The 25292-nt window shown below is 57.5% G+C and carries 25 protein-coding genes; 8 read left to right on the top strand and 17 right to left on the bottom strand.

All coding sequences use genetic code 11. The features are described 5' to 3' along the window. Nucleotides 1–23: 23 nt before the first annotated feature. Genes flhB through flhE form a run of 3 tightly spaced genes read left to right on the top strand, consistent with a single transcriptional unit; the run spans nucleotide 24 to nucleotide 3662 of the window. Nucleotides 24–1175, top strand: coding sequence for a flagellar biosynthesis protein FlhB (gene flhB, locus AC6I8K_RS10925; protein ID WP_064738944.1), 1152 nt, complete (start codon nucleotides 24–26; stop codon nucleotides 1173–1175). Continuing rightward, nucleotides 1168–3255 (top strand): flagellar biosynthesis protein FlhA, encoded by a 2088-nt coding sequence (flhA, locus tag AC6I8K_RS10920; RefSeq protein ID WP_064738943.1) that lies wholly within the window; start codon nucleotides 1168–1170, stop codon nucleotides 3253–3255. The genes flhB and flhA overlap by 8 nt, the downstream gene beginning before the upstream one ends. Further along, nucleotides 3255–3662, top strand: coding sequence for a flagellar protein FlhE (flhE, locus tag AC6I8K_RS10915; protein ID WP_064738942.1), 408 nt, complete (start codon nucleotides 3255–3257; stop codon nucleotides 3660–3662). The genes flhA and flhE overlap by 1 nt, the downstream gene beginning before the upstream one ends. A gap of 45 nt (nucleotides 3663–3707) precedes the next feature. Here flhE and AC6I8K_RS10910 read toward each other — a convergent pair whose 3' ends face one another. From AC6I8K_RS10910 to galB, 8 genes are all read right to left on the bottom strand, one after another. Then, nucleotides 3708–5021, bottom strand: coding sequence for a c-type cytochrome (locus tag AC6I8K_RS10910; protein ID WP_497826708.1), 1314 nt, complete (start codon nucleotides 5019–5021; stop codon nucleotides 3708–3710). A gap of 9 nt (nucleotides 5022–5030) precedes the next feature. Then, nucleotides 5031–6632 carry a GMC family oxidoreductase gene (locus AC6I8K_RS10905; protein WP_483817580.1) on the bottom strand — a complete coding sequence of 534 codons (1602 nt, stop codon included), beginning with the start codon at nucleotides 6630–6632 and terminating at the stop codon, nucleotides 5031–5033. After that, complete coding sequence (locus AC6I8K_RS10900; protein WP_497826707.1) at nucleotides 6625–7152, bottom strand: sugar dehydrogenase complex small subunit; 528 nt, start codon at nucleotides 7150–7152, stop codon at nucleotides 6625–6627. The genes AC6I8K_RS10905 and AC6I8K_RS10900 overlap by 8 nt, the downstream gene beginning before the upstream one ends. Before the next feature lie 15 nt (nucleotides 7153–7167). Next, nucleotides 7168–7623: a GlcG/HbpS family heme-binding protein gene (locus AC6I8K_RS10895; RefSeq protein ID WP_483817578.1), complete on the bottom strand. Its 456-nt coding sequence runs from the start codon at nucleotides 7621–7623 to the stop codon at nucleotides 7168–7170. A gap of 116 nt (nucleotides 7624–7739) precedes the next feature. Next, nucleotides 7740–8624, bottom strand: coding sequence for an NAD(P)-dependent oxidoreductase (locus tag AC6I8K_RS10890; RefSeq protein WP_497826706.1), 885 nt, complete (start codon nucleotides 8622–8624; stop codon nucleotides 7740–7742). A 3-nt stretch (nucleotides 8625–8627) separates the two neighbouring features. Beyond that, nucleotides 8628–9716, bottom strand: a complete 1089-nt coding sequence (locus AC6I8K_RS10885; protein ID WP_497826705.1) for a 4-oxalomesaconate tautomerase — start codon at nucleotides 9714–9716, stop codon at nucleotides 8628–8630. Between the two features lie 3 nt (nucleotides 9717–9719). Further along, nucleotides 9720–10433, bottom strand: coding sequence for a 4-carboxy-4-hydroxy-2-oxoadipate aldolase/oxaloacetate decarboxylase (locus AC6I8K_RS10880; RefSeq protein WP_497826704.1), 714 nt, complete (start codon nucleotides 10431–10433; stop codon nucleotides 9720–9722). Then, entirely contained in the window at nucleotides 10430–11170 is a 741-nt protein-coding gene (gene galB / locus AC6I8K_RS10875) for a 4-oxalmesaconate hydratase (RefSeq protein ID WP_497826703.1), read from the bottom strand. The genes AC6I8K_RS10880 and galB overlap by 4 nt, the downstream gene beginning before the upstream one ends. A gap of 129 nt (nucleotides 11171–11299) precedes the next feature. Here galB and AC6I8K_RS10870 point away from each other — a divergent pair, with 129 nt between their 5' ends. Further along, a complete protein-coding gene (locus AC6I8K_RS10870; RefSeq protein ID WP_483817895.1) occupies nucleotides 11300–12526 on the top strand; it encodes a LysR family transcriptional regulator in 1227 nt (408 codons plus the stop codon). Here the strand turns inward: AC6I8K_RS10870 and aroQ are convergent, their stop codons facing one another. The 6 genes from aroQ to AC6I8K_RS10840 form a co-directional block, all read right to left on the bottom strand. After that, nucleotides 12527–12958: a type II 3-dehydroquinate dehydratase gene (gene aroQ / locus AC6I8K_RS10865; RefSeq protein WP_483817573.1), complete on the bottom strand. Its 432-nt coding sequence runs from the start codon at nucleotides 12956–12958 to the stop codon at nucleotides 12527–12529. After that, a complete protein-coding gene (locus tag AC6I8K_RS10860; RefSeq protein ID WP_483817572.1) occupies nucleotides 12955–13794 on the bottom strand; it encodes an amidohydrolase family protein in 840 nt (279 codons plus the stop codon). The genes aroQ and AC6I8K_RS10860 overlap by 4 nt, the downstream gene beginning before the upstream one ends. Beyond that, nucleotides 13794–15053: a gallate dioxygenase gene (locus AC6I8K_RS10855; RefSeq protein ID WP_483817571.1), complete on the bottom strand. Its 1260-nt coding sequence runs from the start codon at nucleotides 15051–15053 to the stop codon at nucleotides 13794–13796. Before AC6I8K_RS10855 ends, AC6I8K_RS10860 begins: the two co-directional genes overlap by 1 nt. An 18-nt stretch (nucleotides 15054–15071) precedes the next feature. Next, the gene (locus tag AC6I8K_RS10850) at nucleotides 15072–16451 is read right to left on the bottom strand and encodes an MFS transporter (protein WP_064738931.1); all 1380 of its coding nucleotides are present in this window, start codon (nucleotides 16449–16451) and stop codon (nucleotides 15072–15074) included. Nucleotides 16452–16861: 410 nt separating this feature from the next. Further along, nucleotides 16862–18592, bottom strand: a complete 1731-nt coding sequence (gene argS, locus AC6I8K_RS10845) for an arginine--tRNA ligase (RefSeq protein ID WP_497826702.1) — start codon at nucleotides 18590–18592, stop codon at nucleotides 16862–16864. 170 nt (nucleotides 18593–18762) lie between these two features. Next, complete coding sequence (locus AC6I8K_RS10840) at nucleotides 18763–18885, bottom strand: hypothetical protein (RefSeq protein ID WP_007889544.1); 123 nt, start codon at nucleotides 18883–18885, stop codon at nucleotides 18763–18765. Nucleotides 18886–19196: 311 nt separating this feature from the next. Between AC6I8K_RS10840 and AC6I8K_RS10835 the strand changes: the two genes are divergently transcribed. Continuing rightward, nucleotides 19197–19757 (top strand): VOC family protein, encoded by a 561-nt coding sequence (locus AC6I8K_RS10835; protein ID WP_483817568.1) that lies wholly within the window; start codon nucleotides 19197–19199, stop codon nucleotides 19755–19757. Here AC6I8K_RS10835 and AC6I8K_RS10830 read toward each other — a convergent pair. Then, nucleotides 19754–20893: a MalY/PatB family protein gene (locus AC6I8K_RS10830; RefSeq protein WP_497826701.1), complete on the bottom strand. Its 1140-nt coding sequence runs from the start codon at nucleotides 20891–20893 to the stop codon at nucleotides 19754–19756. The genes AC6I8K_RS10835 and AC6I8K_RS10830 overlap by 4 nt on opposite strands. Before the next feature lie 85 nt (nucleotides 20894–20978). Between AC6I8K_RS10830 and cutC the strand changes: the two genes are divergently transcribed. The 3 genes from cutC (at nucleotide 20979) to AC6I8K_RS10815 (ending at nucleotide 23523) form a co-directional block, all read left to right on the top strand. After that, nucleotides 20979–21731 carry a copper homeostasis protein CutC gene (gene cutC / locus AC6I8K_RS10825; protein WP_064738927.1) on the top strand — a complete coding sequence of 251 codons (753 nt, stop codon included), beginning with the start codon at nucleotides 20979–20981 and terminating at the stop codon, nucleotides 21729–21731. Nucleotides 21732–21901: 170 nt separating this feature from the next. Further along, entirely contained in the window at nucleotides 21902–22756 is an 855-nt protein-coding gene (locus AC6I8K_RS10820) for a hypothetical protein (RefSeq protein ID WP_497826700.1), read from the top strand. Nucleotides 22757–22902: 146 nt separating this feature from the next. Further along, a complete protein-coding gene (locus AC6I8K_RS10815) occupies nucleotides 22903–23523 on the top strand; it encodes a LysE family translocator (protein WP_497826699.1) in 621 nt (206 codons plus the stop codon). Between the two features lie 3 nt (nucleotides 23524–23526). Here the strand turns inward: AC6I8K_RS10815 and cmoB are convergent, their stop codons facing one another. Together cmoB and cmoA are read right to left on the bottom strand one after the other, a co-directional pair. Further along, complete coding sequence (cmoB, locus tag AC6I8K_RS10810) at nucleotides 23527–24495, bottom strand: tRNA 5-methoxyuridine(34)/uridine 5-oxyacetic acid(34) synthase CmoB (RefSeq protein WP_497826698.1); 969 nt, start codon at nucleotides 24493–24495, stop codon at nucleotides 23527–23529. Further along, on the bottom strand, nucleotides 24492–25220 hold the full coding sequence (gene cmoA, locus AC6I8K_RS10805; RefSeq protein ID WP_497826697.1) for a carboxy-S-adenosyl-L-methionine synthase CmoA: 729 nt from the start codon (nucleotides 25218–25220) through the stop codon (nucleotides 24492–24494). The genes cmoB and cmoA overlap by 4 nt, the downstream gene beginning before the upstream one ends. Nucleotides 25221–25292 lie beyond the last annotated feature (72 nt).

Here is a 25292-nt window from a genome sequence, read left to right as displayed (position 1 = left end):
ATTCCTGCCAGCTGAGGTGCGTTGTGGCTGAAGAGAGTAACGAGGACAAAACAGAATCGCCCACACCCCACCGACTTGAGAAAGCGCGTGAGGAAGGGCAGATTCCGCGTTCGCGCGAGCTGACTTCAGTGATGATGCTGTTGATTGGATTGCTGATCTTGTGGGTCGGCGGTAACAGCATGGCGGAGCGTCTGGCCAGCATGGTCGCGACCGGTTTTCGTTTTGATCACGGCATGGTGAACGACGACAAAGTCATTATTGGTCACATCGGCAGCCTGATTAAGCAGGCGGTCATCGCACTGCTGCCGCTCATGGGCGGCTTAGTGGTGGTGGCGATTGCCGGACCGATGGCGCTGGGCGGCCTCAACTTCAGCGGTAAATCCATCAAATTCGACCTCAAAAAGCTCAACCCACTCACGGGCATCGGCCGTATGTTCTCCGGGCAAACCGCGGCTGAGTTGGTGAAATCCATTATGAAAGCGGTGCTGGTGGGGGTGGTGGCCGGTTGGTACATCTGGAGCCACTGGGAAGAGATGCTACGCCTGATGAGCGAATCGCCGGTCAATGCGCTGCATCACGGGTTGTCGATGATTGCCGCCTGCTGCGGGCTGGTCATGCTGGGATTGTTCCCGATGGTGGGCTTTGACGTGTTCTGGCAGCTCTACAGTTACTTCAAAAAGCTGAAGATGACGCGCCAGGAAATCCGCGACGAACATAAGCAGAACGAAGGCGATCCCCATGTTAAAGGGCGTATTCGTCAGGCGATGCGCGCCGCCGCGCGCCGCCGCATGATGGCCGATGTGCCGAAAGCCGATGTCATCGTCACCAACCCGACGCACTACTCGGTGGCGCTGAAGTATCAGGAAGGCAAGATGAGCGCGCCGAAAGTGGTGGCCAAAGGTGCAGGCGATATCGCCTTGAAAATTCGTGAATTAGCCAAAGAGCACCGTATCCCGATTCTTGAAGCACCGCCGCTCGCGCGTGCCTTGTATCGACACACAGAAATTGGTCAGTTCATCCCCGGCGCGCTGTATGGCGCGGTGGCCGAAGTACTGGCGTGGGTTTGGCAGCTGCGACGCTGGAAGCGTGAAGGCGGCCTGATTCCAAACAAACCAAAAAACCTGCCGGTTCCGGCAGATATGGACTTTGCAGGAGAGAACAGAAACGATGGCTAATTTAGCCGAGAAGCTGCGTTTACCGGGCAACTTTAAAGACACGCAATGGCAGGTGCTGGCTGGCCCGGTACTGATCATGTTGATCCTGTCGATGATGGTGCTGCCGTTACCCGCATTCATTCTTGACCTGCTGTTCACCTTTAACATTGCGCTGTCAATCATGGTGCTGCTGGTGGCGATGTTCACCCAGCGCACGCTGGAGTTCGCCGCGTTCCCGACCATTCTGCTGTTCTCGACGCTGCTGCGTCTGGCGCTGAACGTCGCCTCCACCCGTATCATTTTGCTGGAAGGCCATACCGGCGCCGACGCCGCCGGACGCGTGGTGGAAGCCTTTGGTCACTTCCTGGTGGGGGGCAACTTCGCCATCGGTATCGTGGTGTTCATCATCCTCGTTATCATCAACTTCATGGTCATCACCAAAGGTGCCGGACGTATCGCCGAAGTCGGTGCACGTTTCGTACTGGATGGAATGCCCGGCAAACAGATGGCGATCGATGCCGACCTCAACGCCGGCTTAATTGGTGAGCAAGAAGCCAAGCAACGCCGTACCGAAGTGACGCAGGAAGCTGATTTCTACGGCTCAATGGACGGTGCGAGTAAGTTCGTTCGCGGTGATGCCATCGCCGGTATCCTGATCATGGTGATTAACATCATCGGCGGCCTGTTGGTCGGCGTGGTGCAGCACGGTATGGATCTCGGTCACGCTGGCGAAACCTACACGCTGTTAACCATCGGTGATGGCCTGGTGGCGCAGATCCCGGCGCTGGTGATCTCCACTGCCGCCGGTGTCATCGTTACCCGCGTGGGCACCGATCAGGATGTCGGCGAGCAGATGGTGACCCAGCTGTTCAAGAATCCGCGTGTGCTGATGCTGAGTGGCGGCGTGATTGGTTTGCTGGGCCTGGTGCCGGGCATGCCCAATCTGGTCTTCCTGCTGTTTACCGCCGCGCTGTTGGGCCTGGCCTGGTGGCTGCGCGGCCGCGAAATGCAGCCGAAGAAACCCGCAGAAGCCTCAGGTTTGGTGAAACCTCAGGAAACGCCCGCCACCGTGGAAGCGTCATGGACCGATGTGCAGCTGGAGGATTCGCTCGGCATGGAAGTGGGTTATCGCCTGATTCCGATGGTCGATCACCTGCAAAACGGCGAACTGCTGGGACGCATCCGCAGTATTCGTAAGAAGGTCGCGCAGGAGGTGGGCTTCCTGCCGCCGGTGGTTCATATCCGTGACAACATGGAACTGCCGCCCGCACGTTACCGCATCCTGATGAAAGGCGTGGAGATTGGCAGCGGTGATGCCTATCCGGGCCGCTGGATGGCGATCAATCCTGGCACCGCCGCCGGTTCGCTGCCGGGTGAGCCGACCGTCGATCCGGCCTTTGGTCTGGCGGCGATCTGGATCGACAGCGCCCTGAAAGAGCAGGCGCAGATTCAGGGCTTTACCGTGGTAGAAGCCAGCACCGTGGTGGCAACGCATCTCAATCACCTGATTGGACAATACGCCAGCGAGCTGTTTGGCCGTCAGGAAGCGCAGCAGCTGTTAGATCGCGTCACGCAGGAGATGCCAAAGCTGACCGAAGATCTGGTGCCGGGCGTCATTACCCTGACCACGCTGCACAAAGTACTGCAAAACCTGCTGACCGAGCGGGTGTCAATTCGCGATATGCGCACCATTATCGAAACGCTGGCGGAACATGCGCCAGTGCAAAACGATCCGCAAGAGCTGACCAGCGTGGTACGCGTGGCGCTGGGACGTGCAATCACCCAACAGTGGTTCCCAGGCAACGGCGAAGTGCAGGTGATTGGCCTCGACGCCACCCTGGAACGTTTGCTGCTGCAAGCACTGCAGGGCGGCGGCGGACTCGAACCCGGTCTGGCGGATCGCTTACTGGTGCAGGCGCAAGGCGCACTGCAGCAGCAAGAGATGGTGGGCGCGCCACCGGTGCTGCTGGTGAATCATCCGCTGCGTGCGCTGCTGGCGCGCTTCCTGCGCCGCAATCTGCCGCAGCTGATTGTGTTGTCGAATATGGAGCTGACCGATAACCGTCAGATCCGCATGACCGCTACCATTGGAGGCAAGTAATGCGTCGCTGGTGCTGGGCATTAATGATGTTGCCGATGATGGCGTTGCCGCTCGCTGCCAACGCGGCCAGCGGTGCCTGGACCGCCAACGCCAGCGGCCCCAGCCTCGGCGTGCGCGGTAACTGGCTGATAACACCCGCGCTGCGTGCGCCGTCAAGCGCGCCGGGCACTATTTCGGTGGTGAACTGGCGTTATCAGCTTAGCCGTCCTGCGCCGTCGGGATTGGTGGTGCGTTTGTGTGCGGCCGATCGCTGTGTCGAAATCGAAGGGGCCAGCGGCAGTACGCGCGGCTTAGCCAATGTGGCAGCGGAAGAGACGCTGCATCTGGCGTTTGGATTTCAGGGGAAGGGCGCATTGCCGCCGGGCTTGCGCGTGGTGAGCAGTGAAGTGACGGTGAATTATCAGTAACCGTTAATACATCGGCGACGCGCCATGCGCCGCCGATAGCGTTGATTAAGGCTTATCCCCCTGACTGAAGGTGGGTGGTGAAGCCAATTTTGCATCCTGCCTTAACGCTTTCACCTGCTTCGCACTGACGTTGGCTGCAGCCGGATTACCAAACTGCTGAGTGACAAAGTTACTGACGTCCGCCACCTGCTGGTCGCTGAGCTCTGGCGCAAAGGCCGGCATAAAGACTTCGCCTTCGGTCATGTGGCGATGTACGCCGTTGAGGATTACCGACACCACATTGAGCGCATCTGCCGCGCCGGTGCTGGTGTGATGATATAACGACGGATAAGCATGGAAACCGCTACCCGATCCCGCACCTTCCGCCCCGTGGCAGCTGGCACAGTTACCGGCAAACAGCACGGCACCGGGCTGGGCGTTGCGCGTCGCGTCATCGGTGCCACGCAGTGCAATCAGCGCAGTGGAAGGTTGTCCCCAGCAGTCGCGTGGATGGGTTTGCTGCTGGTCCGGCTGGGGCTTGACGCTGCGCAGATAAGTGGCGATATCCTGCAAGTCACTGTCCGGCAGATGCTGCAGACTGTGCTCAATCGCTTCGGCCATCGGGCCGGAGGCGCTGGCTTTATGGGCAACAAATCCGGTTTTCAGGTAGGTCACCAACTGCTGCTGACTCCAGTCACCGATGCCAGCCTGTTTATCCGGCGTGATGTTGTACGCCATCCAGCCGCCGAGATCGCCGCCGGCCAGCGCTTTATCGTTGTCCATGCCCATGGTCAGATTACGCGGCGTATGACAGGTGCCGCAGTGTGCAAGCGCTTCGACCAGATAGCGACCGTTATTCCACTGCGCGCTCTGCTGCGCATCGTTCTGTAATTCGCCCTTATCAAAGTTAAACCACTTCCAGAAGCGCATCCCCCAACGTTGGTTGAACGGGAACGGCAGGTCGGTTTGCGGTGAGGCCTGATGTACCGGCGGCATCGACAGCAAATAGGCTTTGATCGCCAGCACATCGTCGCGCTTCATTTTGGTGAAGGAGTCATACGGCATCGCCGGATAGAGCTGCTCGCCGTTTTTGCCAATGCCGTCGCGCACCGCAGCAACGAACTGATCGTCGCTCCAGTTGCCGATACCGTACTGCTTATCGGACGAGATATTGCTGCCCCAAATCTGGCCGAAAGGCGTACTCACCGCAAAGCCGCCGCCAAACAGCGGGCCGTTGGTCGCGGTATGGCAAGCGGTACAGTCACCGGCACGCGCCAGATATTCGCCGCGCTTAATCTGGGCGGCATTGTCAGCCGCTTGCGCCACGGCGCACTGCATCAGGACCACCGCGATAGCGGCCTGAATAAATACAGGTTTCATCGGGGCTCCTTATAAGCTTGCCAGAACGCTGTCGGCCATACGCAGCGCCAGCGCGGTTCCGGTCAGCGTTGAATTGACCGTTGAGGCCGACGGCATAATGCCGGTACCGGCGATAAACAGGTTCGGGTGATCGTGGGTACGGCAGTGACCGTCCACTACCGAATCCTGCGGATTACTGCCCATGATCATGGTGCCGGTAATGTGCTGGTTGTTGTCATAAACGCCGCGCTTGCTGTAGACCGCCTCCGTTCCACCCATCTGTTTCACCATGCGCTGGAAGTCGATCATCGACTGGTCATAGCCGCGATGCACATATTCCGGGAAGCTGTAATACACCTCGAGTCGTGGTATGCCCCAGGCATCCTTCTCGGTTTTGCTCAGCGTGACGCGGTTCTGCGGCTCTGGAAGCATCTCCAGCAGGCACTTCAGCTGGACAAAACGCTCGGCCTGGAAGGCCAGCTTGTCGTTAAGCGCCTTGCCATAATAGCCCTGACGTACCAAACGCTCGGTGAGATAACGCACCGGCGACGTGTTCGCGAGGTCGATACGCAGCGCAGAACGCTCACCACGAAATTCGCCGTCGCGCAGATTATTGATGCTACCGGGCCGCATCGGGCCACGGCCAAACCACACCGGCTCATCGGCGTAGAACTCAACTGACGATCCGGGATGATCCATGAGGTTACGGCCCACCATGCCGGAACGGTTGGCGATGCCGTTCGGGTAGCGATCGCTGGTTGAAAGCAGCAGGATTTTCGGGCTTTCGATGCCGTTGGCCGTCAGGACAAACTGTTTGCCGGTGACGCGATGACGCGCTTTATTCTGATCGAGATAATGCACTGCCTGAATCGTGCCTTTATCGTCGGCCTCAATGCGAAACACCACCGCATTGGTAACGATTTTTACGCCAGCATCCAGCGCCTTACGTGCGGCGATGCCGCCGTGGTACTGCGCATCAATCGGACACACCGGCATGCAGTTATTGTTGCCGCAGCAGGCCGGGCGTCCGTCATAGGCGATGCTGTTGCGCGCCTGTGGACCAATGCCAACCTCATAACCCAGCGGACCGAGACGCTGCTTCAGGCGATCGAAGCCGTAGGGCAGCGGAATACCCGGCAGCGGGTAAGGGCGTGAACGCGGCGAAGCCAGATCGCTGTCACCGGAAACGCCCATCTGGTATTCGGCGTCACAGTAATAGGGTTCCAGTTCGGCATAGCTGATCGGCCAGTCGCGGCCAATGCCGTACAGCGACTGAATACGCATATCGTTCGGCAACAAGCGGAACGCTTGTCCAGCCCAGTGCCATGTGGTGCCGCCGGTGCCGCGCAGATATTGGGCGCGATAGGGATCCGGGCCTTTCTGGATCAGGTAATTGTTATCGCTGGGGATGAACTTCGGCTGCGGCGCCCACGGCTGCGGTGGGTAAGGTTCGGTGAAGTCGCCCTTAAACGGCGAGTTGCGGAAATACTCCACCGCCTGATCGCGTTTAATCTCCGGTCCGGACTCCAGCATCAGTACCGACGCGCCAGCGTTGGCCATCTTTAGTGCCGCCAGTGAACCGGCAATCCCGGCACCAATCACCACCACATCGGCGCTTAATGAATCAGACATGTGCTCTCCTTGCAGGCGGCTGCGTCCAAAAGTTAGGTTGCCCCGGCGCGTAGCTCGGTGGTAACAGGGAATCGCGTACCAGCTGATAGCTGACAATATTTTCGAAGGCGATGCACTGCGGGTGCGGCAGCGGACCGACAATGCCCAGATACCAGCCGGAAACCAACGTTTGATAAAGATCGTTCAGGGCTTTGGGCTGCGTACTCAACAGCGTCAGCAGGCTACTGCCGTTGGCGGCGGGCTGCTGCTGCAGCAGCGCACTGAGCGTATCGAGTTGGCTATCCAGCTGCGGAACATGGTCGTGCAGCCAGCTGTACAGGCGCTGCGCCAGCATGGCATCCGGCTGGTCCAGCCCGGTCAGGCTGACGGAAATCGCGCGAAAACTGGCGGAGGGCGCGACGGCTGCGGCCAGGGGTGGCGAGGCGAAAGCCAGGCTCGCGGGTAGCACCTGCGTCAGGACGCCAGCCACCAACAGGCCCGCCGTGCCGGTCAGCAACCGGCGGCGTGAAAGAGTCATCATGGAAATCCCCGAACGTTATTTCAGCGCCTGAGCGGCAGCCTCTGAAGCCTGGTTATCCAGCTCCTGTTTTGGCGTGCTGACACCAACGGCGCCAACCACTTCGTTTTGCAGAGACAGCGGAAAACCGCCGCCGAGAGCCACGGCATGTGGGATGGCCAGTACCGTGGTTTCGCCACTCTGCAGACGCTGCATAAATTTCAGGGAAGGGGCGTGATAGAGCGCAGAAGTCCGTGCTTTGCCAATCGCGGCATCGACGCAGCCCGGTGAGGCACCGTCAAGGCGCTGGAAGGCCAGCAGCGTGCCGCTGGCATCAACTACCGCCACACAGCCGGTGCTGTGCTGGGCACTGATGCTGTTTTTCACACGGGTCATAACCTGGTTGGTGTGAGAGGCGTCCAGCGTGGCTGCGCTGGCCTGGCCAATACCCGCTGCCAGCAGCAGGGAAAGGGTGACAGATGCTCTAATCTTCATGTTTTGCTTCCGATATTTATTGTTTTAAAACGCGTTTCTCGTCTCGCTTACGCTACGCTGTTGCAAAAATGTAAACAATCGCCGATAAACAAAACGCATACCTCTATCCGCATAACTCATTGAGATGAATAAATTTTATCCAGCGTCGCTTGCCAGATGAACGGTGTCAGTTGTTGATAGCGCAGGGAACGGGCGTTTAACGCATCAATCAGGCCTTGCTGCGTGGCAACAATGGCTGCGCTCATGGCGGCCGGCACCTTGACGTCTTGCAGCGTTTTCACGACTTCCTGCATCTCTTCGGCGCGTCGCTGACCGTGCTCCGCCACGCGGCTAATCAGGTAGTGCGGCAGCTGATCGTTCCAGCCCAGTGAAGGGAAACTGGCGTGCAGCGAGTCGAGCACCGCTTGCTCAACGCCGTACTGCCGCGCTGCGCTCAGGCATTCGGTGGTGAGCGCCTCCAGGCCTTTAATCATCACGCTGCGGCACATCTTAATTGCCGAGGCTTCACCTACTTCGCATCCCAACATGCGGCTGTTGAGGCCCAGCTGTTGCAGCAGCGGCTGCACCTGCTCAGCCTGAGCACCGCCAAACAGCAGCGGCGTCGCCAGCCGCTTGGGCGGCACCGGCGCCATCACCGCCACGTCGATATAGCTGGCACCCGCGGCGTTAATCACTTCTGCCGCGGCGCGTTTGGTGTGCGGCGCCACCGAATTGAGATCGAGAAAATGCTGCCCAGCCTGTAACAGCGCTGCCGTCTGCTGTGCCACGTTAAGTGCCTGTGAAGCGGTAACGGTGGAGAACACCAGCGTGGAGTCCTGCAGCGCATCCGCCAGCGAAGCGGCCAGCCGCACGCCACTTTGTTGTGCTTTGAGCTGCAGCGTGGGCAGAGTTTCTGCCGCAAGGGCTTTGCGATCCCATACCGTCACCGCATTGCCCTGTGCCTGAAGGTCATGGGCGAGAATGCCGCCTGCTTCGCCAAAACCGATAAAGGTGATGTTCATCAATTACTCCTTGCTGAATGGCCAGACCGCCGCCGGAATCATTACCTCACCGGTAAAAATGGCACGCGCGCTGCGCAGCAGACCGCAGCCCGCCAGCGGGTTATCGCCCACGCGCTGCAGCAGCACGCTGAATTCGCCGCTGAGGTGTTCCACACTCAGGCGCTGTTGGGGTTGCTGGCTGGTGCGCGCCAGTCCGTCGGCGACGCTGCCGGGGATCAGGCAGGCGCTGGCGACGCTCACCGCACCAAGCACGCCAATCGAGGCGTGGCAGCGGTGCGGAATAAAGGTGCGAGAGCTGATTGCGCCGCCGTGGCGCGCTTCGGCCAACAGCGTGACTTTGGGCACCGTACGCTGGCTGACATCACCCAGATTCATACGCGGCCCGGCCTGCAGGCGAATCGACTCCAGCCGCTGCTTGAGCTCACTGTCGTTATCTAACTCGTCGCGGCTTTCATAGCCGCTGCGATTGACATCCGCCGCACGCACCAGGATGACCGGCATGCCGTTGTCGATGCAGGTGACGTCGATGCCATCAAAACGATCGCGCGACTGACCGGTCGGCAGCAGCGCGCCGCAGCTCGAGCCGGCAATATCTTTGAAGGTGAGGGTGATCTCGCTTGCGCTGCCTGGCACGCCGTCAATGCGTAGATCGCCGTCATAGTCGACTTCACCGTCAAGGGTGGCGAACGCCGCCTCGGCAATCTGCCCGGTGTTTTGCATAAAAATGCGCACCCTGGTGCGTTCACGGCCCGCCGCGACCAAGCCGCGCTCAACGGCAAAAGGCCCCACCGCGGCGAGAATGTTGCCGCAGTTTTGCCCGTAATCGACGCTGGGACGGTCAACGTTAACCTGGGCAAACAGATAATCGACATCGGCATCGTCGCGGCTGGACGCGCTGACGATCGCCACTTTGCTGGTGAGCGGATCGGCGCCACCTAAGCCATCGATCTGACGAATATCGGGCGATCCCATCACCGCCAACAGCACTTGGTCACGCGCCGTGGGATCGGCTGGCAGATCCTGGGCCAGAAAGCAGGCGGCTTTTGAAGTGCCGCCGCGCATCAACAAGCAGGGAATGCGACGCTGGCGCATGGTTTACTCCTCCAGTTGCTCAAGCGTGTCGAGATAGCGCAGGCCTTTCTCCGCCAGGCGCGGGCGCATCTGGTAAATATCCAGCCCCAGTTCACCGTCTGCCAGGCGGGCACGTTTGCTCTCTTCCAGCGCTTCACGCTGACGCGCTTTTTCTGCCACGCTGGCGGCGTCACTGCGCGGCACCACTACCACGCCGTCGTCATCGGCCACGATAACGTCACCAGGCCAGACCAGCTGTCCAGCGCACACGAGCGGGACATTGACCGAACCGAGCGTCTCTTTTACGGTGCCCTGCGCATATACCGCACGCGACCAGACGGCGAACCCCATTGCGCGCAATGTGCGGCTATCGCGCACCCCCACATCCGCCACTAGCCCGCGTACACCGCGCGACTGCAGTGAGGTCGCTAGCAGGTCGCCGAAGAATCCATCGCTGCACGGCGACGTCGGCGCGACCACCAGCACATCGCCCGGCTGACACATTTCTACCGCCACGTGGAACATCCAGTTATCGCCTGGCGCCACCAGCACGGTGATCGCGCTGCCCGCAATGCCACAATCTTGCTGAATCGGGCGAATGGCGGGATCCAGCAAGCCTGTGCGCCCCTGCGCTTCATGCACGGTGGCGACACCTGAACGGGCCAGCGCATCGATATCCGCGCGATCCGCGCGGGCAATATGTCGCACCGCGACACCTTTTTTAGCGATGAGGCTCATGCCAGATCCTCCGTTACGCGCGGGAAGATGCTTTGATAGCCTTCGCCATAAACGATATCGCGCTGGCTGGTGATCCCGACGTTACGCTTGGCCTGCACGCCGCGCTGCTGTGCCACGCGCGTGTAGTATTCCCAAAGATGTTCCTGCCCGGCCATGCACTGAATTGCCTGATATTTCTTGTCCCACACCGAGGTGATATCCAGCAGCACATCCGGCTTCCAGTTGCACTGCTCAGGCTGGTGCGGTTCGAAGCAGTAAACCGGCGGCGCAGCGACGATTTTTTCGCCCGGACGGTAGCCCTCAGCCTGGGCGATAATGCGCGCTTCCTCCGCCAGATGGGTGGCCATAGGGTGATCGTAGTTATAGGGATCCTGTAGCGAGTGGGTCAGAACAAAGTGCGGCTGCACCCGGCGATAGACGTCGGCGAGGCGGAACAGGGTTTCTTTATCGGCACGCAGCGGATAATCGCCGAGATCAAAAAATTCGATGCTGGCACCGAGGATCTCGGCGGCCGCCTGCGCCTCGCTGCGGCGGGCGGCTTTCACTTTCGCCTCGCTCATCTCCCCTTTACGCCACAGTTTGGCTGATTCACCGCGCTCGCCAAATGAGAGACACACGACGTGGACGTCATAGCCCTGCGCATGATGAAGAGCGATGGCGCCGCCGGCGCGCCAGACGAAATCCGCTGAGTGAGCGCTGACCACCAGCGCGGTTTTTTTGGGGGTGTTGTTAGTCATGGCATACTCCTCCGCTGTTTTTTCCATGCTGTCATTGCCAACGCAGTGGCGATAATTCATTTAATTGCAGTGGGTATGCGTTTTATTTATATTGCGACATCGATCGCTGGCGAAAATGGACAGGTAAAGATGGCGGAAAAGGGCACGCAGGAGCTAACAAATCTGATGCAAATCAGAGCATTTAGTCAGGTGGTTGCACAAGGCAGTGTCTCACGTGCGGCAGATGAATTATTTCGCACCCAGTCAGCCATCACCCGCGCCATTCGCGATCTGGAACTCACGTTAGGTGTCACGCTGTTTGAACGTCACGCGGGTGGCATGATGCTGACAGACTTCGGTAAATGTGTGCTGCCGCGCGCGCTGCGGGCGATTGAGGAGTTGCATCAGGTGCCGCAGCGGCTGGCAAAATTGCAGGGACGCGGTGCGCAGCGCAGCGATGCGGAACCGCTGTGGCTGTTTAACGTGCGTCGGCTGCAAATTTTTATCACCCTGTGTCAGACACGGCATATGCAGACGGTGGCGGCGCGTCTCGGACTTAGCCAGCCGGCGGTGAGCGCGGCGCTGCGCGTGCTGGAAAACGGCGCGGGCATCGCGCTACTGGAGCGTACGCCGCACGGCATGATGCCTTCGCTGGCCGGACGTGAAATTGAAGCAAACGTGCGGCGTGCACTGAATGAACTGCGCCATATTCCGGCCGATATTGCCGCCCGCAGCGGGATACTTGAGGGAACCGTACGCGTTGGCGCGCTGCCGCTGGGACGCACGCGCATTTTGCCGCAGGCGATCGTGATGCTGACAGCGCGTTATCCGGGCGTACGTGTGGTGACCAGTGAAAGCGCCTTTGGCGTGCTGGCCTCGGAAATGCGCTCGGGTGATATCGATTTTATCTTTGGCGCGCTGCGCCGCGATGAAGACGCACTGGACGTCACGCGCGAAATGCTGTTCTCCGAACGTATGGTGTTGTTGGCGCGTCACGATCATCCGCTGGTAGGACGTGATCTTTCCACTGATGATTTGCGTGCTGCGCGTTGGGTGCTGCCGCGTTCGGCCACGCCGGCGCGCTATCTGCTGAATAATAGCTTTCAGGCGATGGGCATCCCAGCACCTGACCCAGTGGTGGAAACCGGCGATTTGGCGTTGGTGCGCGGCTTGCTGATGCAGTCGGATATGCTGGCGGCGGTCTCTGCCCATCAGTTGGAAGTGGAACTGGCGTCCGGCGCGCTGGTGGCGCTGCCGGTGCCGTTACCGGATACCGATCGCGCCATCGGGTTGACGGTGCGTGCGGGCTGTCTGCACTCACCGGCAGCGGATGCGCTGATCCGCTGCCTGCGTGAAGTGTGCGGCCAGGATGAATAATCAGCCGACGCGCGCCGCTTCCATCAACGCATAGCGGTATCCGCGAATACCGTAGCCGCAAATAACCCCTTGTGCGACGTCGGAAAGATAGGAGTGGTGACGAAAGGGCTCACGTTTATGCACATTAGTGATGTGCACTTCCCAGAGCGGCAGCGCCACACCGGTGACAGCGTCACGTATCGCGACGGAGGTGTGCGTCCACGCCGCCGGGTTGATCACCAGCGCCAGCGCCTCTAGCCGTGCCTGCTGAATCCACTCGATCATTTCCCCTTCGTGGTTGGTCTGACGAAACTCAATTGCCACGCCCAGCTCTTCCGCCGTTGCGCGACACAGCGCTTCGACGCTTTGCAGCGTGTCGGCACCGTAGGTTTCGGGTTCGCGGGTGCCCAGCAAATTGAGGTTCGGGCCGTTCAGTACATAGATGGTTCTCATGGTGACTCCTGTAATTCAGTAAAACCAAACAGCCGCTTAGGGGTGTGCCAAAGCACCTGACGGCGGCTTTTTTCATCGGGGATCAGCTGTTCTATCAGCAGCAGTTGCGTGCCCATATCCATGCGTTCAGTGGCGCGCAGGAACGGCCAATCCGATCCCCATAGGCAGTTTTCCGCGCCGAAAGCGTCCAGCAATGCCAGCAGGTAAGGATGACCATCGCTGAAGGGATAGGGCTGCCGGGAGAATTTCGCCAGCCCGGAAAGCTTCACGCTGGTGCGCTGCTGGCCGGCCAGCGACAGCAGCGCCTGAAAGGCCGGTTGCGCTACGCCCGCGCTGACGTCTGGCCGACCGGAGTGATCGATCAGCAAACGCGTGCGGGTGCGTGACAGCAGCGGCATCAGCGCCAGCAGCTGGTTGTTCTGCACCTGAATTTGAGCAAACAGATCCAATTCCGCCAACCTGCCCATCAGGGCATCCAGCTGCATAAACGGCTCGGTGCCCAGCATCGCCACGTTCAGCGCAATCCCGACGATGCCCTGATCCTTCAGGCTGGCGAGGGTGTCGCTATCGACATCACGCGGCGTGACGGCAATCCCCTTAAAACGTCCCTCACCGCGCTTAATGGTATCCAGCAGGCAGCGGTTGTCGGTGTTATATCCCGATGTTGGCCCAACAATCAGCGAGTGGCGGATGTTGTACGCTTGCATCACAGCGCGGTAGTAATCGGGCGTCGCCAGTTCGTGTCCGTCCGGGTTATAGGCGCTCTCGGGCGCCCAGGGGAATCTTTGGGGATCGAAAACGTGGTGATGGCAGTCGATAACCGGTTGCGTAATCATCAGTCAGCTTTCCCTGCAACAGAGTAGAGCACCTGCTGATTGCGCGTCTGCTGGAACTGTTCCAGCGTTTCACCACGCATCGCCGAGTAAATATGCAGGTTAGACACCCCCACCACCGCACCCAGCTTTTCCAGCAGGAAGAAACTGACGCCATAGTGGATCATGCCGCGCCAATCGAGCTGGGTAATCAGCGTTTGCTCCTCAGCGGTCAGCCCGGCTTCCTGATACAGCGCCTGCGGGGCTTCACGGAATCGCTTACGCCACTCTGGCTGTATCATGCGGTGCAGGAAGCGGTTGATGCGCAGGGCTTTCAAGCTGCGAGCCTGGGTGAACGGATAGGTGCCGGGCAGCTTTTCCACACCGCTGAGTTGCAGGTTGATCTTATCGCGCTGGCGCTGATGTACATCAACCGGTGCTTCGCGTGACTGATTTTCGAGGATCAGCGTGGCGATACCGGTCATTGAAGGCAGGTAGTAATCCTGATGCAGCTTCTCAACGTTTGCCGACAGCGCCCCGCGCATGATCAACCACATAATCACTTCCGCGCCTTCAAGGCCGCCCAGCGTGGCGTATTCAGCCAGCGTCATTTCGGTCAGGCGTTCAGGATCGTTGATCAGCAAATCGATAAACTGCGCATCCCATTCCGGATTGTTGAAGCCGCAACGCTCGCCGTGCACCTGATGTGAGACGCCACCGGTTGCCACTACGGCAACCTTCAAATCTTCCGGGAAACTTTCCACCGCGCGTTTCAGCGCCTGGCCCAGCTTATAGCAGCGACGCGCCGTCGGGATCGGGAACTGCAAAACGCCTACCGCCAGCGGAACGACCTGCATCGGCCAGCCGCCTTGCCACGGCGCCAGCGCCGACAGCGGTGAAAACAGGCCGTGATCCAGCGCTTTGTCCTGGAAGAATGACATATCGAACTCATCCGCCATCAGGCTGGCACCAATATGTTGTGACAGCGCCGCATGACCTTTTACTGGCGGCAGATCGCGTGGGCCGCCGCCTTCATCCGCCACGGCATATTCGTCATCAATGCCCAGCACAAACGCCGAGTAGTGATCAAAAAAGAAGGAGGTGACGTGATCGTTAAACACATACAGCAGCACGTCCGGTTTCTTCTCCTCAAGCCAGCGCTGCATTGGCGCAAAGCCATCGAAAATCGGTGCCCAGGCACCTTCCTGCTGCTTGTTGTGATCAACCGCAAAGCCAATAGTGGGTGTATGGGAAACCGCCAAACCGCCTATGATTTTAGCCATAATTTTTTGACCTCTACTTCATCGATTATTGAGGGTACGCGACAGGGACGGCAGGTCATTAAGGTCGATGCCTTTAACCTGACGGGCCACCTGTGCAGGGTGATGTCGGGTGATGGAAAGTGCCGCCAAAACGGCCGGAAGCGACAAAACGATAAAAATGGCTGTTTGCCCGGGGAAAACGCCGAGCAGCACGCCGCCCAGTGAAGAGCTGATAATGGCGCCGCTGCGACCAATGCCGTGCATCCAGCACACGCCCGTGGCGCGCATTTCGGTGGGATAAAAGGCCGGGGAAAAGGCCTGCAAGCCGGTTTGCGCACCGTTAATGCAGACACCTGCGAGGAACACTAACAGTGCCAGCACCGTCGGGCCAAAGCTCCAGATGCCCTGAGAAACCAGGCAGAAGCTGCCGAGCAGATAGAACAGGGCGATGACGTATTTCGCCTTAAAACGGTCCATTAGCCCACCGACCATCAGGCCACCAAAGGTGCCGCCCAACTGGAATAAACCGGCAACAATTGCCGCACGCTCCAGCGTCACGCCGCCAGAACGCAGGATGGTCGGCAGCCAGCCGTTAAGCAGGTAGATGACGAACAGCCCCATGAAGTAAGTCAGCCACAACACCAGCGTACCGCCGGCATAGCCGCGGCTAAACAGCTGCAGCACCTGCGCTTTTTTCGGGATGATCGGCGCATTGAGCACAAAGGCGGTGCCGGCGGAGAACTCGCCGCCGAGACGTTTGAGCACCGCGGCAATCTTGTCACGACTGACCTTGCGTACCACCATATACATTGCCGACTCCGGCAGTAGCCACAGCAGCAGCGGTAACATGAGCAACGGCAGCAGACCACCCAAACCCAGCACTGATTGCCAGCCAAAGTGCGGCAGCATGCCAGCGGCAATAAATCCGCCCAGCCCGGAACCAATATTAAAACCGCTGTACATTACGGTGATCATCAGGCTGCGGCGGCGCTCTGGCATATATTCTGACACCAGCGTGACGCAGTTGGGCATGACCGCACCAAGACCAAGACCGGTGAGAAAACGTAACGCGCCCATTTCCAGCGGCGTGCGGGCGAAGGCGCTCATCAGGCTGAAGCAGGCAAACACGGCAATCGACAGCAGCAGCACGCGCTTACGGCCAAATTTGTCGGACCACGGACCGGCGATCAACGCACCAATCGCCACGCCGAACATGGCCGCTCCGAGAATCGGGCCCATTTCCGCGTGGCTAATGCCCCAGTCCTCAATCAGCGCGGGCGCAATAAAGCCCATGGCTGCCGCGTCGTAGCCATCAAACATGATGATGATGAAACACAGGCCGAGGGTCAGCCACTGGTATCCGGTGATCGGGCGGGCGTCGATCCAGCCTTTTACATCGATAATGTCGTGATTGCTCATAGGATACGCTCTGATTTTTTTATTAATGACGTTATCGGGTTGAGATTCTTTTTATGCCCTAACGCATGCCGGGGCATCACTTTAACCCGATTGCAGGGGTGAATTTTATAGTTTTTAGCTGTTAAAACAGCTTGTTGCATGTTTTTTTGATCTCGCTTCCATAACCAAATTAGGGATGGCGTGCGACTTTGTCTGCCATAAAATGGTTATGAAGGTATGAGTTTTGTTTATTTGGTGAGCTGTGTCGGAAAATTGAGAAAGCGTGTGGAGGTAGAGGAATAACGCGTGTTGGGCAGGGCAGTAGTTGTAGTTAGAGCAGGTTGGAGGGCAGAAAAAAGGGGATTTTTAACCGAGAGGACGAAGGGGGGGAAAGCAGCGGAGAGCAGGTGCGTCGCTCTCCGCCAATGGTTTTACATGCGTTCGACGGTTTTAATGCCCAGCGTGTCCAGACCTTGCTTCAGCGTTTTCGCGGTTAACGCGGCAAGCTGCAGGCGGCTCTGACGGATGGTTTCGTCCTCGGCGGAGAGAATTGGGCAGTGTTCGTAGAAGCCAGAGAACTGACCAGCCAGCTCGTACAGGTAAGCACACATCACATGTGGCGTACCGTCGCGCGCGACCTGGGTAATCACTTCTTCGAACTGCAGCAGACGCGTTGCCAGCTGCGCTTCGCGCTCTTCGGTCAGCACGATGTCGCCGCTCAGGCTATCGGCATCAATGCCGGCTTTGCGGAATACGGACAGCACACGCGTGTAGGCGTATTGCATGTAAGGCGCAGTGTTGCCCTCGAATGCCAGCATGTTGTCCCAGTCGAAGATGTAATCGGTGGTGCGGCTTTTTGACAGATCAGCGTATTTCACCGCGCCGATACCCACCACTTCAGACAGATCTTTCAGCTCTTGCGCTGACATCTCTGGATTCTTTTCGCTCACCAGGGTATGCGCACGTTCAACCGCTTCGTCCAGCAAATCGGCGAGGCGAATGGTGCCGCCGCTACGGGTTTTAAACGGACGACCATCTTTGCCCAGCATCATGCCAAACGCGTGATGCTCAAGCGGGACAGATTCTGGCACGTATCCGGCTTTACGTACGATGGTCCACGCCTGTTGCAAATGCTGATACTGACGTGAATCGATGTAATAGAGCACGCGATCGGCATGCAGGGTCTCGAAACGGTATTTAGCGCAGGCGATGTCGGTGGTGGTGTAGAGATAGCCGCCATCTTTCTTCTGAATGATCACGCCCATTGGTTCACCTTCCTTGTTTTTAAACTCATCAAGGAAAACGACCGTGGCGCCCTCGCTGGTCACCGCCAACCCTTTTTCGCGCAGATCGGCCACGATGCCCGGCAGCATGTCGTTGTACAGACTCTCGCCCATCACATCTTTGCGCGTCAGCGTCACATTCAGGCGGTCATACACCAGCTGGTTCTGGCTCATGGTGATATCGACCAGCTTCTTCCACATGCTGCGGCAATATTCATCGCCACCTTGCAGCTTAACCACGTAATTACGCGCGCGCTCGGCAAAGGCTTCGTCGGCATCGTAGGTCACTTTGGCTTCGCGGTAGAAGGCTTCCAGGTCAGCCAATGCAATCTCTTCGTGATGTTCGTTCTGCTGCTTTTCCAGATACGCGATCAGCATGCCGAACTGCGTGCCCCAGTCGCCGACGTGGTTAGCGCGGATGACGTTATGGCCGAGGAACTCCAGCGTGCGCACCGCGGCATCACCAATGATGGTGGAGCGGACGTGGCCCACGTGCATCTGCTTCGCCACATTTGGCGCGGAGTAATCCACCACGATGGTTTGTGGGGCGACAGCGTTCACACCGAGACGCGGCAGTTGCAGCGCCTGTGCGGTTTGCACCGCCAGCCATTCGCGATCGAGGAAGATATTGATAAAACCGGGGCCGGCGATTTCAACTTTGCTGGCGATACCGGTGAGATCCAGATGCTGAATCACCTGCTCAGCCAGTTGTCGCGGCGCCTGACCCAGTTTTTTCGCCACGGCCATCATACCGTTTGCCTGGTAATCACCGAACTGTACCTTCGCAGACTGACGAACCTGAGGTTCGCAATCGGCAGGCGCGCCCGCCGCAATCATTGCCTGACTGACTTTGTCGGAAAGAAGAGCCTGAATATTCACCGCGTTACCTTCATATGCTGAAAAGGCCCGCCTGTAGGCGGCGAGCCGATGTCGTCATCCCGCAACTGCGCGGCGGGACGGAAAAATAAGAGGGGAAGTATACGTGAAATGTTAAAGTGAGTCAGCTATTCGGTATGCCGTGAAGGGCAACATCGGGCCCTTAGCGCCGATTAACGGCGCCGTGGGTGACGACGAGGATTTTTAACGCTTTTGTCTTCACGCACCTTCCAATGGCGGGAAATGGCAAATCCCATAAGTGCAATCAGGACCGCGACAACAATGAGCATAGACATAAGGCCGTTCCTTGTGGTTGTGAAACCCAAATTTATAAGAAAGGGTATCAGGCTGCAATTGTTTGCAACTTAAATAAGAGTTATCTCATTGTATTAACTATTGTCATTAATAACAGTAGCTTAAGTCACTTTCATAAAGTAACTGCTGGATCTGATTTGACGATAAATCCGAAATGAATGGTCTATTTATGCGGTTTTTGAGCTTTTTGATGCTTAAATCGGATGAATCCGACAAATTTGTCAAGCGGAATCAATGGCTAGCAAATTTCATATTGATTAGTAAACCTGAACTGAATTTGAGGTAAGACGTGATGCAGACCCACTTTCCTGTGGAATTGGATGATTTAAAACAAGACCTGACGCGTTTTGAGCACTCTTTAGGGGAATTTGCTGCACGTTTAGGCATTAATTTGGCTGAACATGAAGCCGATCATGTGGCGGTGCGCTGCCACCAGTTTGCCACGGCAGAACGTTGGAAAGCCGGATTGCTGCAGATCGGCACTCAGTTTTCCGAGGCAATGATCAATGGGCGTCCCATCTGCCTGTTCAAACTGCATCAGCCATTGAATCTGGCGGGCTGGCACATTGATGTGATTGAATTGCCGTGGCCGGGCGAGAAACTGTATCGCCATGAAGGCTGGGAGCACGTGGAGATTGTGCTGCGCGGAGAACCTGAAACGCTTGGTATGCGCGCCATGGCGCTGCTCTCCGATGATGCGCTGACGCAGCCAGGCATCTCGTTCAAAACCAGTGCGCCAAAAGGTGACAACGAGCGCTTGCCCAATCCGACGTTGGCGGTGACGGACGGGCAAACCACCCTCAAATTTCATCCGTGGCGACTGGAAGAGATTGTCGCCAGTGAGCAGGCTTAACGGCGTGCAGCTACCGCCTTCTGTAAACGCGCGACAGCCTGTTCCAGCGTGGCACGTGTACAGCCAAAGTTGAAACGCACGAAATTTTCGTCGCCAAAATCGTGGCCTGGTGAAAAACCGAGGCCGTGCTGCTCGAAGTAGGCGGTTGGGCTGGCGACATCCAGTTTGCTGGCGTCGATCCAACCCAGATAGGTCGCTTCCGGTGTGGCCATTTGCAGTTCAGGCAACGTATTCACCTGCGCGATCAGCCAGTCGCGATTGGCGCGCAGATAATCCAACTGCGCCGCCAGCCACTCGTCGCCATCGCGCCACGCCGCTTCGGCCGCCACCAGCGCCAGAATATCGACACCCGGCACAATCCCTTCGCGTACCCGTTTAAAGCGCGCTCTCAATTCCGGGTTAGGAATGATCGCCATCGACGCACCCAATCCGGCAATGTTGAAGGTTTTGGACGGTGATAGCAGCGTGATGCTGCGCTGAGCGGCATCCTCACTTAATGCCGCAAACGGAATGTGTTGCGCACCGGGTGACAACAATAAATCACAGTGGATTTCATCGGAGCAGACGATTAAATCATGCTGTTGCGCAAACGCCAGCTGCGCTTCCAACTCGTCACGACGATAGACCGTGCCGCCGGGATTCTGCGGGTTACACAGCATCAGCAGGCGTTCGTTGCCTTGCATGACGCCGGCGTCAATAGCCAGCACCCAGCGACCATCCTGTAAACGCAGCGGTAAGTTAACCTGCGCGCGGTCAGCTAATTTTGCGGCGCCACGAAACGGTGGATAAATGGGCGTGGGCGCGACTGTGGACTCGCCAGATTCCGTAAATGCGCGGACCGAAAGATTCAAGCCACACACCACGCCGGGCAGTAACACAATCCAGTCCGGTTCAATATGCCAGTTGTAGCGCTGCGCTAAACGGGAAAGGGTGATATCAATCAATCCCGTTGGCGTCGCGCCATAGCCAAACACACCGTGTTCAGCGCGCTGCTTAATGGCCTCAATCACGCTCGGCGGCGAACGGAAATCGCTGTCTGCCACCCAGAGCGGCAGCACATCGCGATCACCATATTTGTGCCATTTCAAACTATCGCTGTGACGACGGTCTATCCATTGATTAAAATCGAATGCCATAGTGCGAGTTCCACGTAAACTGTCCAATTAAGTAGACTAACTGAAGCATTCATCCCGAGCCAGAAGTCATGAGAAGGAGCATGGTATGACGAAACTGGAAATTTGTTGCTACGGCATCGACTGCGCAATGACTGCGCAGCTGTCCGGTGCCGATCGCGTGGAGCTGTGCAGCGCACCGCGCGAAGGTGGGTTGACGCCTTCAGCCGGCGTGCTGGAAGTGGCACGACGTGAAATTTCGATCCCGGTACATCCTATCGTCCGTCCACGCGGCGGCGATTTTTGTTACACCGACTATGAATTTGAGTCGATGAAATCCGACGTTGCGCTCATGCGTGAACTCGGCTTTCCTGGCTTGGTGATTGGCATGTTGGATGAAGATGCGCATGTCGATATCGTTCGTATGCAGCAGATTATGAAGCTGTGTGACGGCATGGACGTTACCTTCCATCGCGCCTTCGATTTATGCCACAGTCCAAAACGCTCACTTGAGGTGCTGGCTGATTTAGGTATCGCGCGTATCCTCACGTCTGGCCAGCAACAGAGCGCCGAAGCAGGAATTGCATTATTACGGGAACTAAATGAACACAGCACAGGTCCGATTATTATGGCCGGTGCGGGCGTGCGTTTGAGCAACATTCAGAAGTTCATCGACAGTGGATTGCAGGAAGTCCACAGCTCCGCCAGCCGTTTAGTCGCTTCGCCGATGCGCTACCGTAAAGCCGGTGTTTCAATGTGCTCCGAAGCGGAAACCGATGAATTCAGTCGCTATTGCGTTGATGGTGATGTCGTTGAAGCCATGAAAAGCATGACGCAGCTAAGCGCCGTCCGGGTAGCCTGAATTCACCCCCGATTTTGCCGCGCAGCACGCCAGCTCAAATGACGTGATGTTTGCAAGTACCAACCCCAGTTAATCTAGCTGGGGTTCTTTTTATGTGTAATCTCCGTGGAGATAGCGTGATCGCGTAAATGATGCTTTGATTACGGTATGGCTTCATATGGATAACCTTCATGAAATCCTTCCCTTGTACCGTTTTAGTGCTGCTTCTGCCTTACTGCGGCGTCGCGCTGGCGGTCAGCAGCGCGTGTCCACCGCTGAGCCAAAATATCACCAGCAGTAATAACTGGATCATGCTGGGTGGCGATGCCAAAGGCGCGGTACGTCAGGTGGTGGCGGGCGAGTTCGGCAAAGATGTGAACTCGCAAAAGCGCGTTCTCGGCCAGTTTGATCAATGCGGCGATTTGATGGTGGCCGATATTTCCTACGACAAAAATGAAGGCAATGTCTTGCTGACAATGGAGCAGCATATTGCCCGCGTTCAGCGCGGCTGGGTGGCGGAATATGCTTACATGGTCAAAGTCATTAAAGCGGGTCAGGAACAAGTGGTCGATAACCGTCAGGGCACCATCAGCTGGCAAATCGGCCAGCATGGCAACATTGTCAGTTCATCCGATAAATTCACCAGTATGGGTAACGAAGGCTTTACCGATACCACTTACCGCTATGACAAACAGTTCAGAGTGGAAAAAAGTGTGGCGCGCGGCAGCGATAGCATGACCAACGGTGAAAGCAGCTGGCGCTGGAATCCGCAAGGATTGGTAACCTCATCCACCAGCGCGCGCAGCAAAGACACTTACAGCTACGATAACCAATGGCGGGAACTGCGCTTGAATGGCACCTCGACCACGCCCGTCAGCACGCTGCGCTCGGTGGATGAATGCCAGCTGTGGGATGATGTGGGCAACTGTACGCTTAGCTATCTGCATGAAACCGAAGTGTTCGCCAAAGGCACCATTGAACGCCATCTCAGCTCGGCATATAAATACCAATACTGGGCGCCAGGCGAAACAGCCGGCCAGGATTAACGGTAAACGCAGCAACCTAACACTAAGGCAATGAACAAGGGCCGCGTAGTAAAGCTTCCAGCGCATGGATGTGCTGGCAGAGTCCACAATACGACGCCTTTACGCAGCGGCCCTTGTTCTTTGCCTGAAACGCACTGGACAAACATATGACACTTATCCTTTCATTCCTCTTCGCCATCACCATTCTTACGCTTACACCCGGCTTTGATACGGCATTAGTGCTGCGTTCCGCCGCTGCGCAAGGCTGGAGACGCGCCTCGGTAACGGCGCTTGGCGTCACGCTGGGTTGTCTGGTGTGGGGCGTTGCGGTGGGACTGGGTTTGGGCGCGCTGCTGCTGGCTTCGGAATTGGCTTATAACCTGCTCAAATGGGTCGGCGCGGCTTATTTGCTCTATCTCGGCGTCAAGCTGTTGATCAATCCGCGCACGCAGGCGGAAGAAGGCCAGCGCGCGCAGAGTAAAGAACAACGCTATTTCGCCTGTTTCACACGTGGGCTATTCGGCAACCTTTTAAATCCCAAAGTCGGCGTGTTCTACGTCACTTTCCTGCCGCAGTTCATTCCGGCAGGCGCGTCGGTGCCGCTGTGGTGTACGCTGATGGCGCTCACGCATATGGTGATTGGCTTAATGTGGAATGCAGTGCTGATTGGTGGCAGCCAGTACTTTGCGGCGCATTTACGTCGTCCAGCGGTACTGAAAGTGATGGATCGCCTGACCGGCTGTGTCTTTATTGGCTTTGCCGCGAAGCTGGCGCTGTCGCGGCGGTAAACATTACGGCTTGCGGGCTACCAGCACCGCGCGCAGCGGGGCAGGATACCCTTCAACGGTCTTACTGCTGTCATTCGGATCAAGGAACTCCGCCAACGATTCGCTGGTCATCCAACTGGTGCGACGCTGCTCCTCCACCGACGTCACCGCGTAATCAGCGATGCGCACATCGACAAATCCGCACTTCTCCAGCCAGCTCTTCAGCGCTGCGGCAGAAGGGATAAAGTACACATTACGCATCTGCGCATAACGCTCACCCGGCACTAACACGGCGTTCTCATCGCCTTCAATCACCAGCGTCTCCAGCACCAGCTCACCGTCACTCACTAACTGATTTTTCAGCTGCATCAGATGATCGAGCGGCGAACGGCGATGATAAAGCACACCCATCGAAAACACGGTATCGAACGCTTGTAACGCTGGCAGTTGCTCAATGCCCAGCGGCAGCAAATGTGCACGACGATCGTCGCCTAACAGCTTACGCACCGCTTCGAACTGGCATAAAAACAGCTGCATCGGATCGATACCGACCACCAGCTTCGCGCCCGCGCCAATCATGCGCCACATGTGATAGCCGCTGCCACAACCGACATCCAGCACCGTGCGATGCTGCAACGGCGAAATGTGCGGCAACACGCGATCCCATTTCCAGTCAGAACGCCATTCGGTATCGATCTCGGTACCGTACAGCGAATAAGGGCCTTTGCGCCACGGCATCAAATTACGCAGCAAATTCTCAATGCCAAGGCGCTGACGATCGGTCAGATCCTCAACATCGGCGCTGACGCTGTGTACCAAATCCATCTTCTGCGGCGTAAGCAGCGGCAGATAATCAACGGACTTCTCCCAATCGCGGAACTTGCCGTGCAGGTTCTCGCGCTGCCATGCGGCAACCTGCGCCGGTAACACTTCCAGCCAACTGGCGAGCGGGCCGGTGGCAATTTGCTGATAAAAACGGCCAAACTCAATCATTTCAACGCCACCAACGAACCAAAATTAAAGCACTGGAACCACAACTCCGCATGTTTGAAACCGGCGGTTTTCAAGCGCGCTTTATGCGCTTCAACGCTATCGGTCAACATCACGTTCTCCAGCATGCTACGTTTCTGGCTGATCTCCAGCTCGCTGTAACCGTTAGCGCGTTTGAAATCGTGATGCATGTTAAACAGCAACTCTCCCACTTCAGCATCTTCAAAACTAAACTTCTCCGACAACACCAGTGCGCCGCCGGGATTCAATCCGTTAACAATCTTATTCAGCAGTTCCAGACGCGCCGGCGGCTCAAGGAATTGCAGGGTAAAATTCAGCACCACCATAGAGGCGTTCTCAATATGGATATCCTGAATATCCGCTTCGATCACCTGCACCGGCGTGTCCGCGCGGAAGGCATCGATGTGACGACGGCAACGTTCCACCATCGCCGGGGAATTATCCACGGCAATAATCTGGCAGCCAGGCACATGAATATTGCGGCGCACCGACAGCGTAGCGGCACCGAGCGAACAGCCGAGATCGTAAACCTGGCTGTTGGGTTGCACAAAGCGTTCTGCCAGCATGCCAATCATCGAAATGATGTTGGAATAGCCCGGCACCGAGCGCTGAATCATATCGGGAAAAACTTCAGCTACGCGCTCGTCAAAGGTCCAGTCGCCCAGCTTATCGATGGGCGCGGAAAATAGCGTATCGCGATCAGACATAATGAAAGGTCCGGAGAGAAAATCGGAAAGGGCGCTATTTTGGCAGAAACGCGGGCAGGCTGCACCCTTTGC

The sequence above is a fragment of the Pantoea sp. X-Soil-ISGK-421 genome (assembly GCF_059730785.1).
The sequence above is the reverse complement of the archived record's forward strand: the minus strand, read 5'-3'. Positions and strand labels throughout refer to the sequence as shown.

What these genes read in the sequence shown, in the direction of transcription:
- AC6I8K_RS10900 (WP_497826707.1), bottom strand. Translation starts at nt 7,152, where the DNA reads ATGATGACTCTTTCACGCCGCCGGTTGCTGACCGGCACGGCGGGCCTG.
- AC6I8K_RS10820 (WP_497826700.1), top strand. Translation starts at nt 21,902, where the DNA reads ATGAAATCCTTCCCTTGTACCGTTTTAGTGCTGCTTCTGCCTTACTGC.
- AC6I8K_RS10850 (WP_064738931.1), bottom strand. Translation starts at nt 16,451, where the DNA reads ATGAGCAATCACGACATTATCGATGTAAAAGGCTGGATCGACGCCCGC.
- AC6I8K_RS10880 (WP_497826704.1), bottom strand. Translation starts at nt 10,433, where the DNA reads ATGAGCCTCATCGCTAAAAAAGGTGTCGCGGTGCGACATATTGCCCGC.
- AC6I8K_RS10830 (WP_497826701.1), bottom strand. Translation starts at nt 20,893, where the DNA reads ATGGCATTCGATTTTAATCAATGGATAGACCGTCGTCACAGCGATAGT.
- AC6I8K_RS10840 (WP_007889544.1), bottom strand. Translation starts at nt 18,885, where the DNA reads ATGTCTATGCTCATTGTTGTCGCGGTCCTGATTGCACTTATGGGATTT.
- AC6I8K_RS10860 (WP_483817572.1), bottom strand. Translation starts at nt 13,794, where the DNA reads ATGATTACGCAACCGGTTATCGACTGCCATCACCACGTTTTCGATCCC.
- AC6I8K_RS10815 (WP_497826699.1), top strand. Translation starts at nt 22,903, where the DNA reads ATGACACTTATCCTTTCATTCCTCTTCGCCATCACCATTCTTACGCTT.
- AC6I8K_RS10885 (WP_497826705.1), bottom strand. Translation starts at nt 9,716, where the DNA reads ATGCGCCAGCGTCGCATTCCCTGCTTGTTGATGCGCGGCGGCACTTCA.
- AC6I8K_RS10855 (WP_483817571.1), bottom strand. Translation starts at nt 15,053, where the DNA reads ATGGCTAAAATCATAGGCGGTTTGGCGGTTTCCCATACACCCACTATT.
- galB (WP_497826703.1), bottom strand. Translation starts at nt 11,170, where the DNA reads ATGACTAACAACACCCCCAAAAAAACCGCGCTGGTGGTCAGCGCTCAC.
- cmoA (WP_497826697.1), bottom strand. Translation starts at nt 25,220, where the DNA reads ATGTCTGATCGCGATACGCTATTTTCCGCGCCCATCGATAAGCTGGGC.
- flhA (WP_064738943.1), top strand. Translation starts at nt 1,168, where the DNA reads ATGGCTAATTTAGCCGAGAAGCTGCGTTTACCGGGCAACTTTAAAGAC.
- aroQ (WP_483817573.1), bottom strand. Translation starts at nt 12,958, where the DNA reads ATGAGAACCATCTATGTACTGAACGGCCCGAACCTCAATTTGCTGGGC.
- AC6I8K_RS10905 (WP_483817580.1), bottom strand. Translation starts at nt 6,632, where the DNA reads ATGTCTGATTCATTAAGCGCCGATGTGGTGGTGATTGGTGCCGGGATT.
- AC6I8K_RS10895 (WP_483817578.1), bottom strand. Translation starts at nt 7,623, where the DNA reads ATGAAGATTAGAGCATCTGTCACCCTTTCCCTGCTGCTGGCAGCGGGT.
- AC6I8K_RS10910 (WP_497826708.1), bottom strand. Translation starts at nt 5,021, where the DNA reads ATGAAACCTGTATTTATTCAGGCCGCTATCGCGGTGGTCCTGATGCAG.
- AC6I8K_RS10870 (WP_483817895.1), top strand. Translation starts at nt 11,300, where the DNA reads ATGGCGGAAAAGGGCACGCAGGAGCTAACAAATCTGATGCAAATCAGA.
- flhE (WP_064738942.1), top strand. Translation starts at nt 3,255, where the DNA reads ATGCGTCGCTGGTGCTGGGCATTAATGATGTTGCCGATGATGGCGTTG.
- AC6I8K_RS10890 (WP_497826706.1), bottom strand. Translation starts at nt 8,624, where the DNA reads ATGAACATCACCTTTATCGGTTTTGGCGAAGCAGGCGGCATTCTCGCC.
- AC6I8K_RS10835 (WP_483817568.1), top strand. Translation starts at nt 19,197, where the DNA reads ATGCAGACCCACTTTCCTGTGGAATTGGATGATTTAAAACAAGACCTG.
- cutC (WP_064738927.1), top strand. Translation starts at nt 20,979, where the DNA reads ATGACGAAACTGGAAATTTGTTGCTACGGCATCGACTGCGCAATGACT.
- cmoB (WP_497826698.1), bottom strand. Translation starts at nt 24,495, where the DNA reads ATGATTGAGTTTGGCCGTTTTTATCAGCAAATTGCCACCGGCCCGCTC.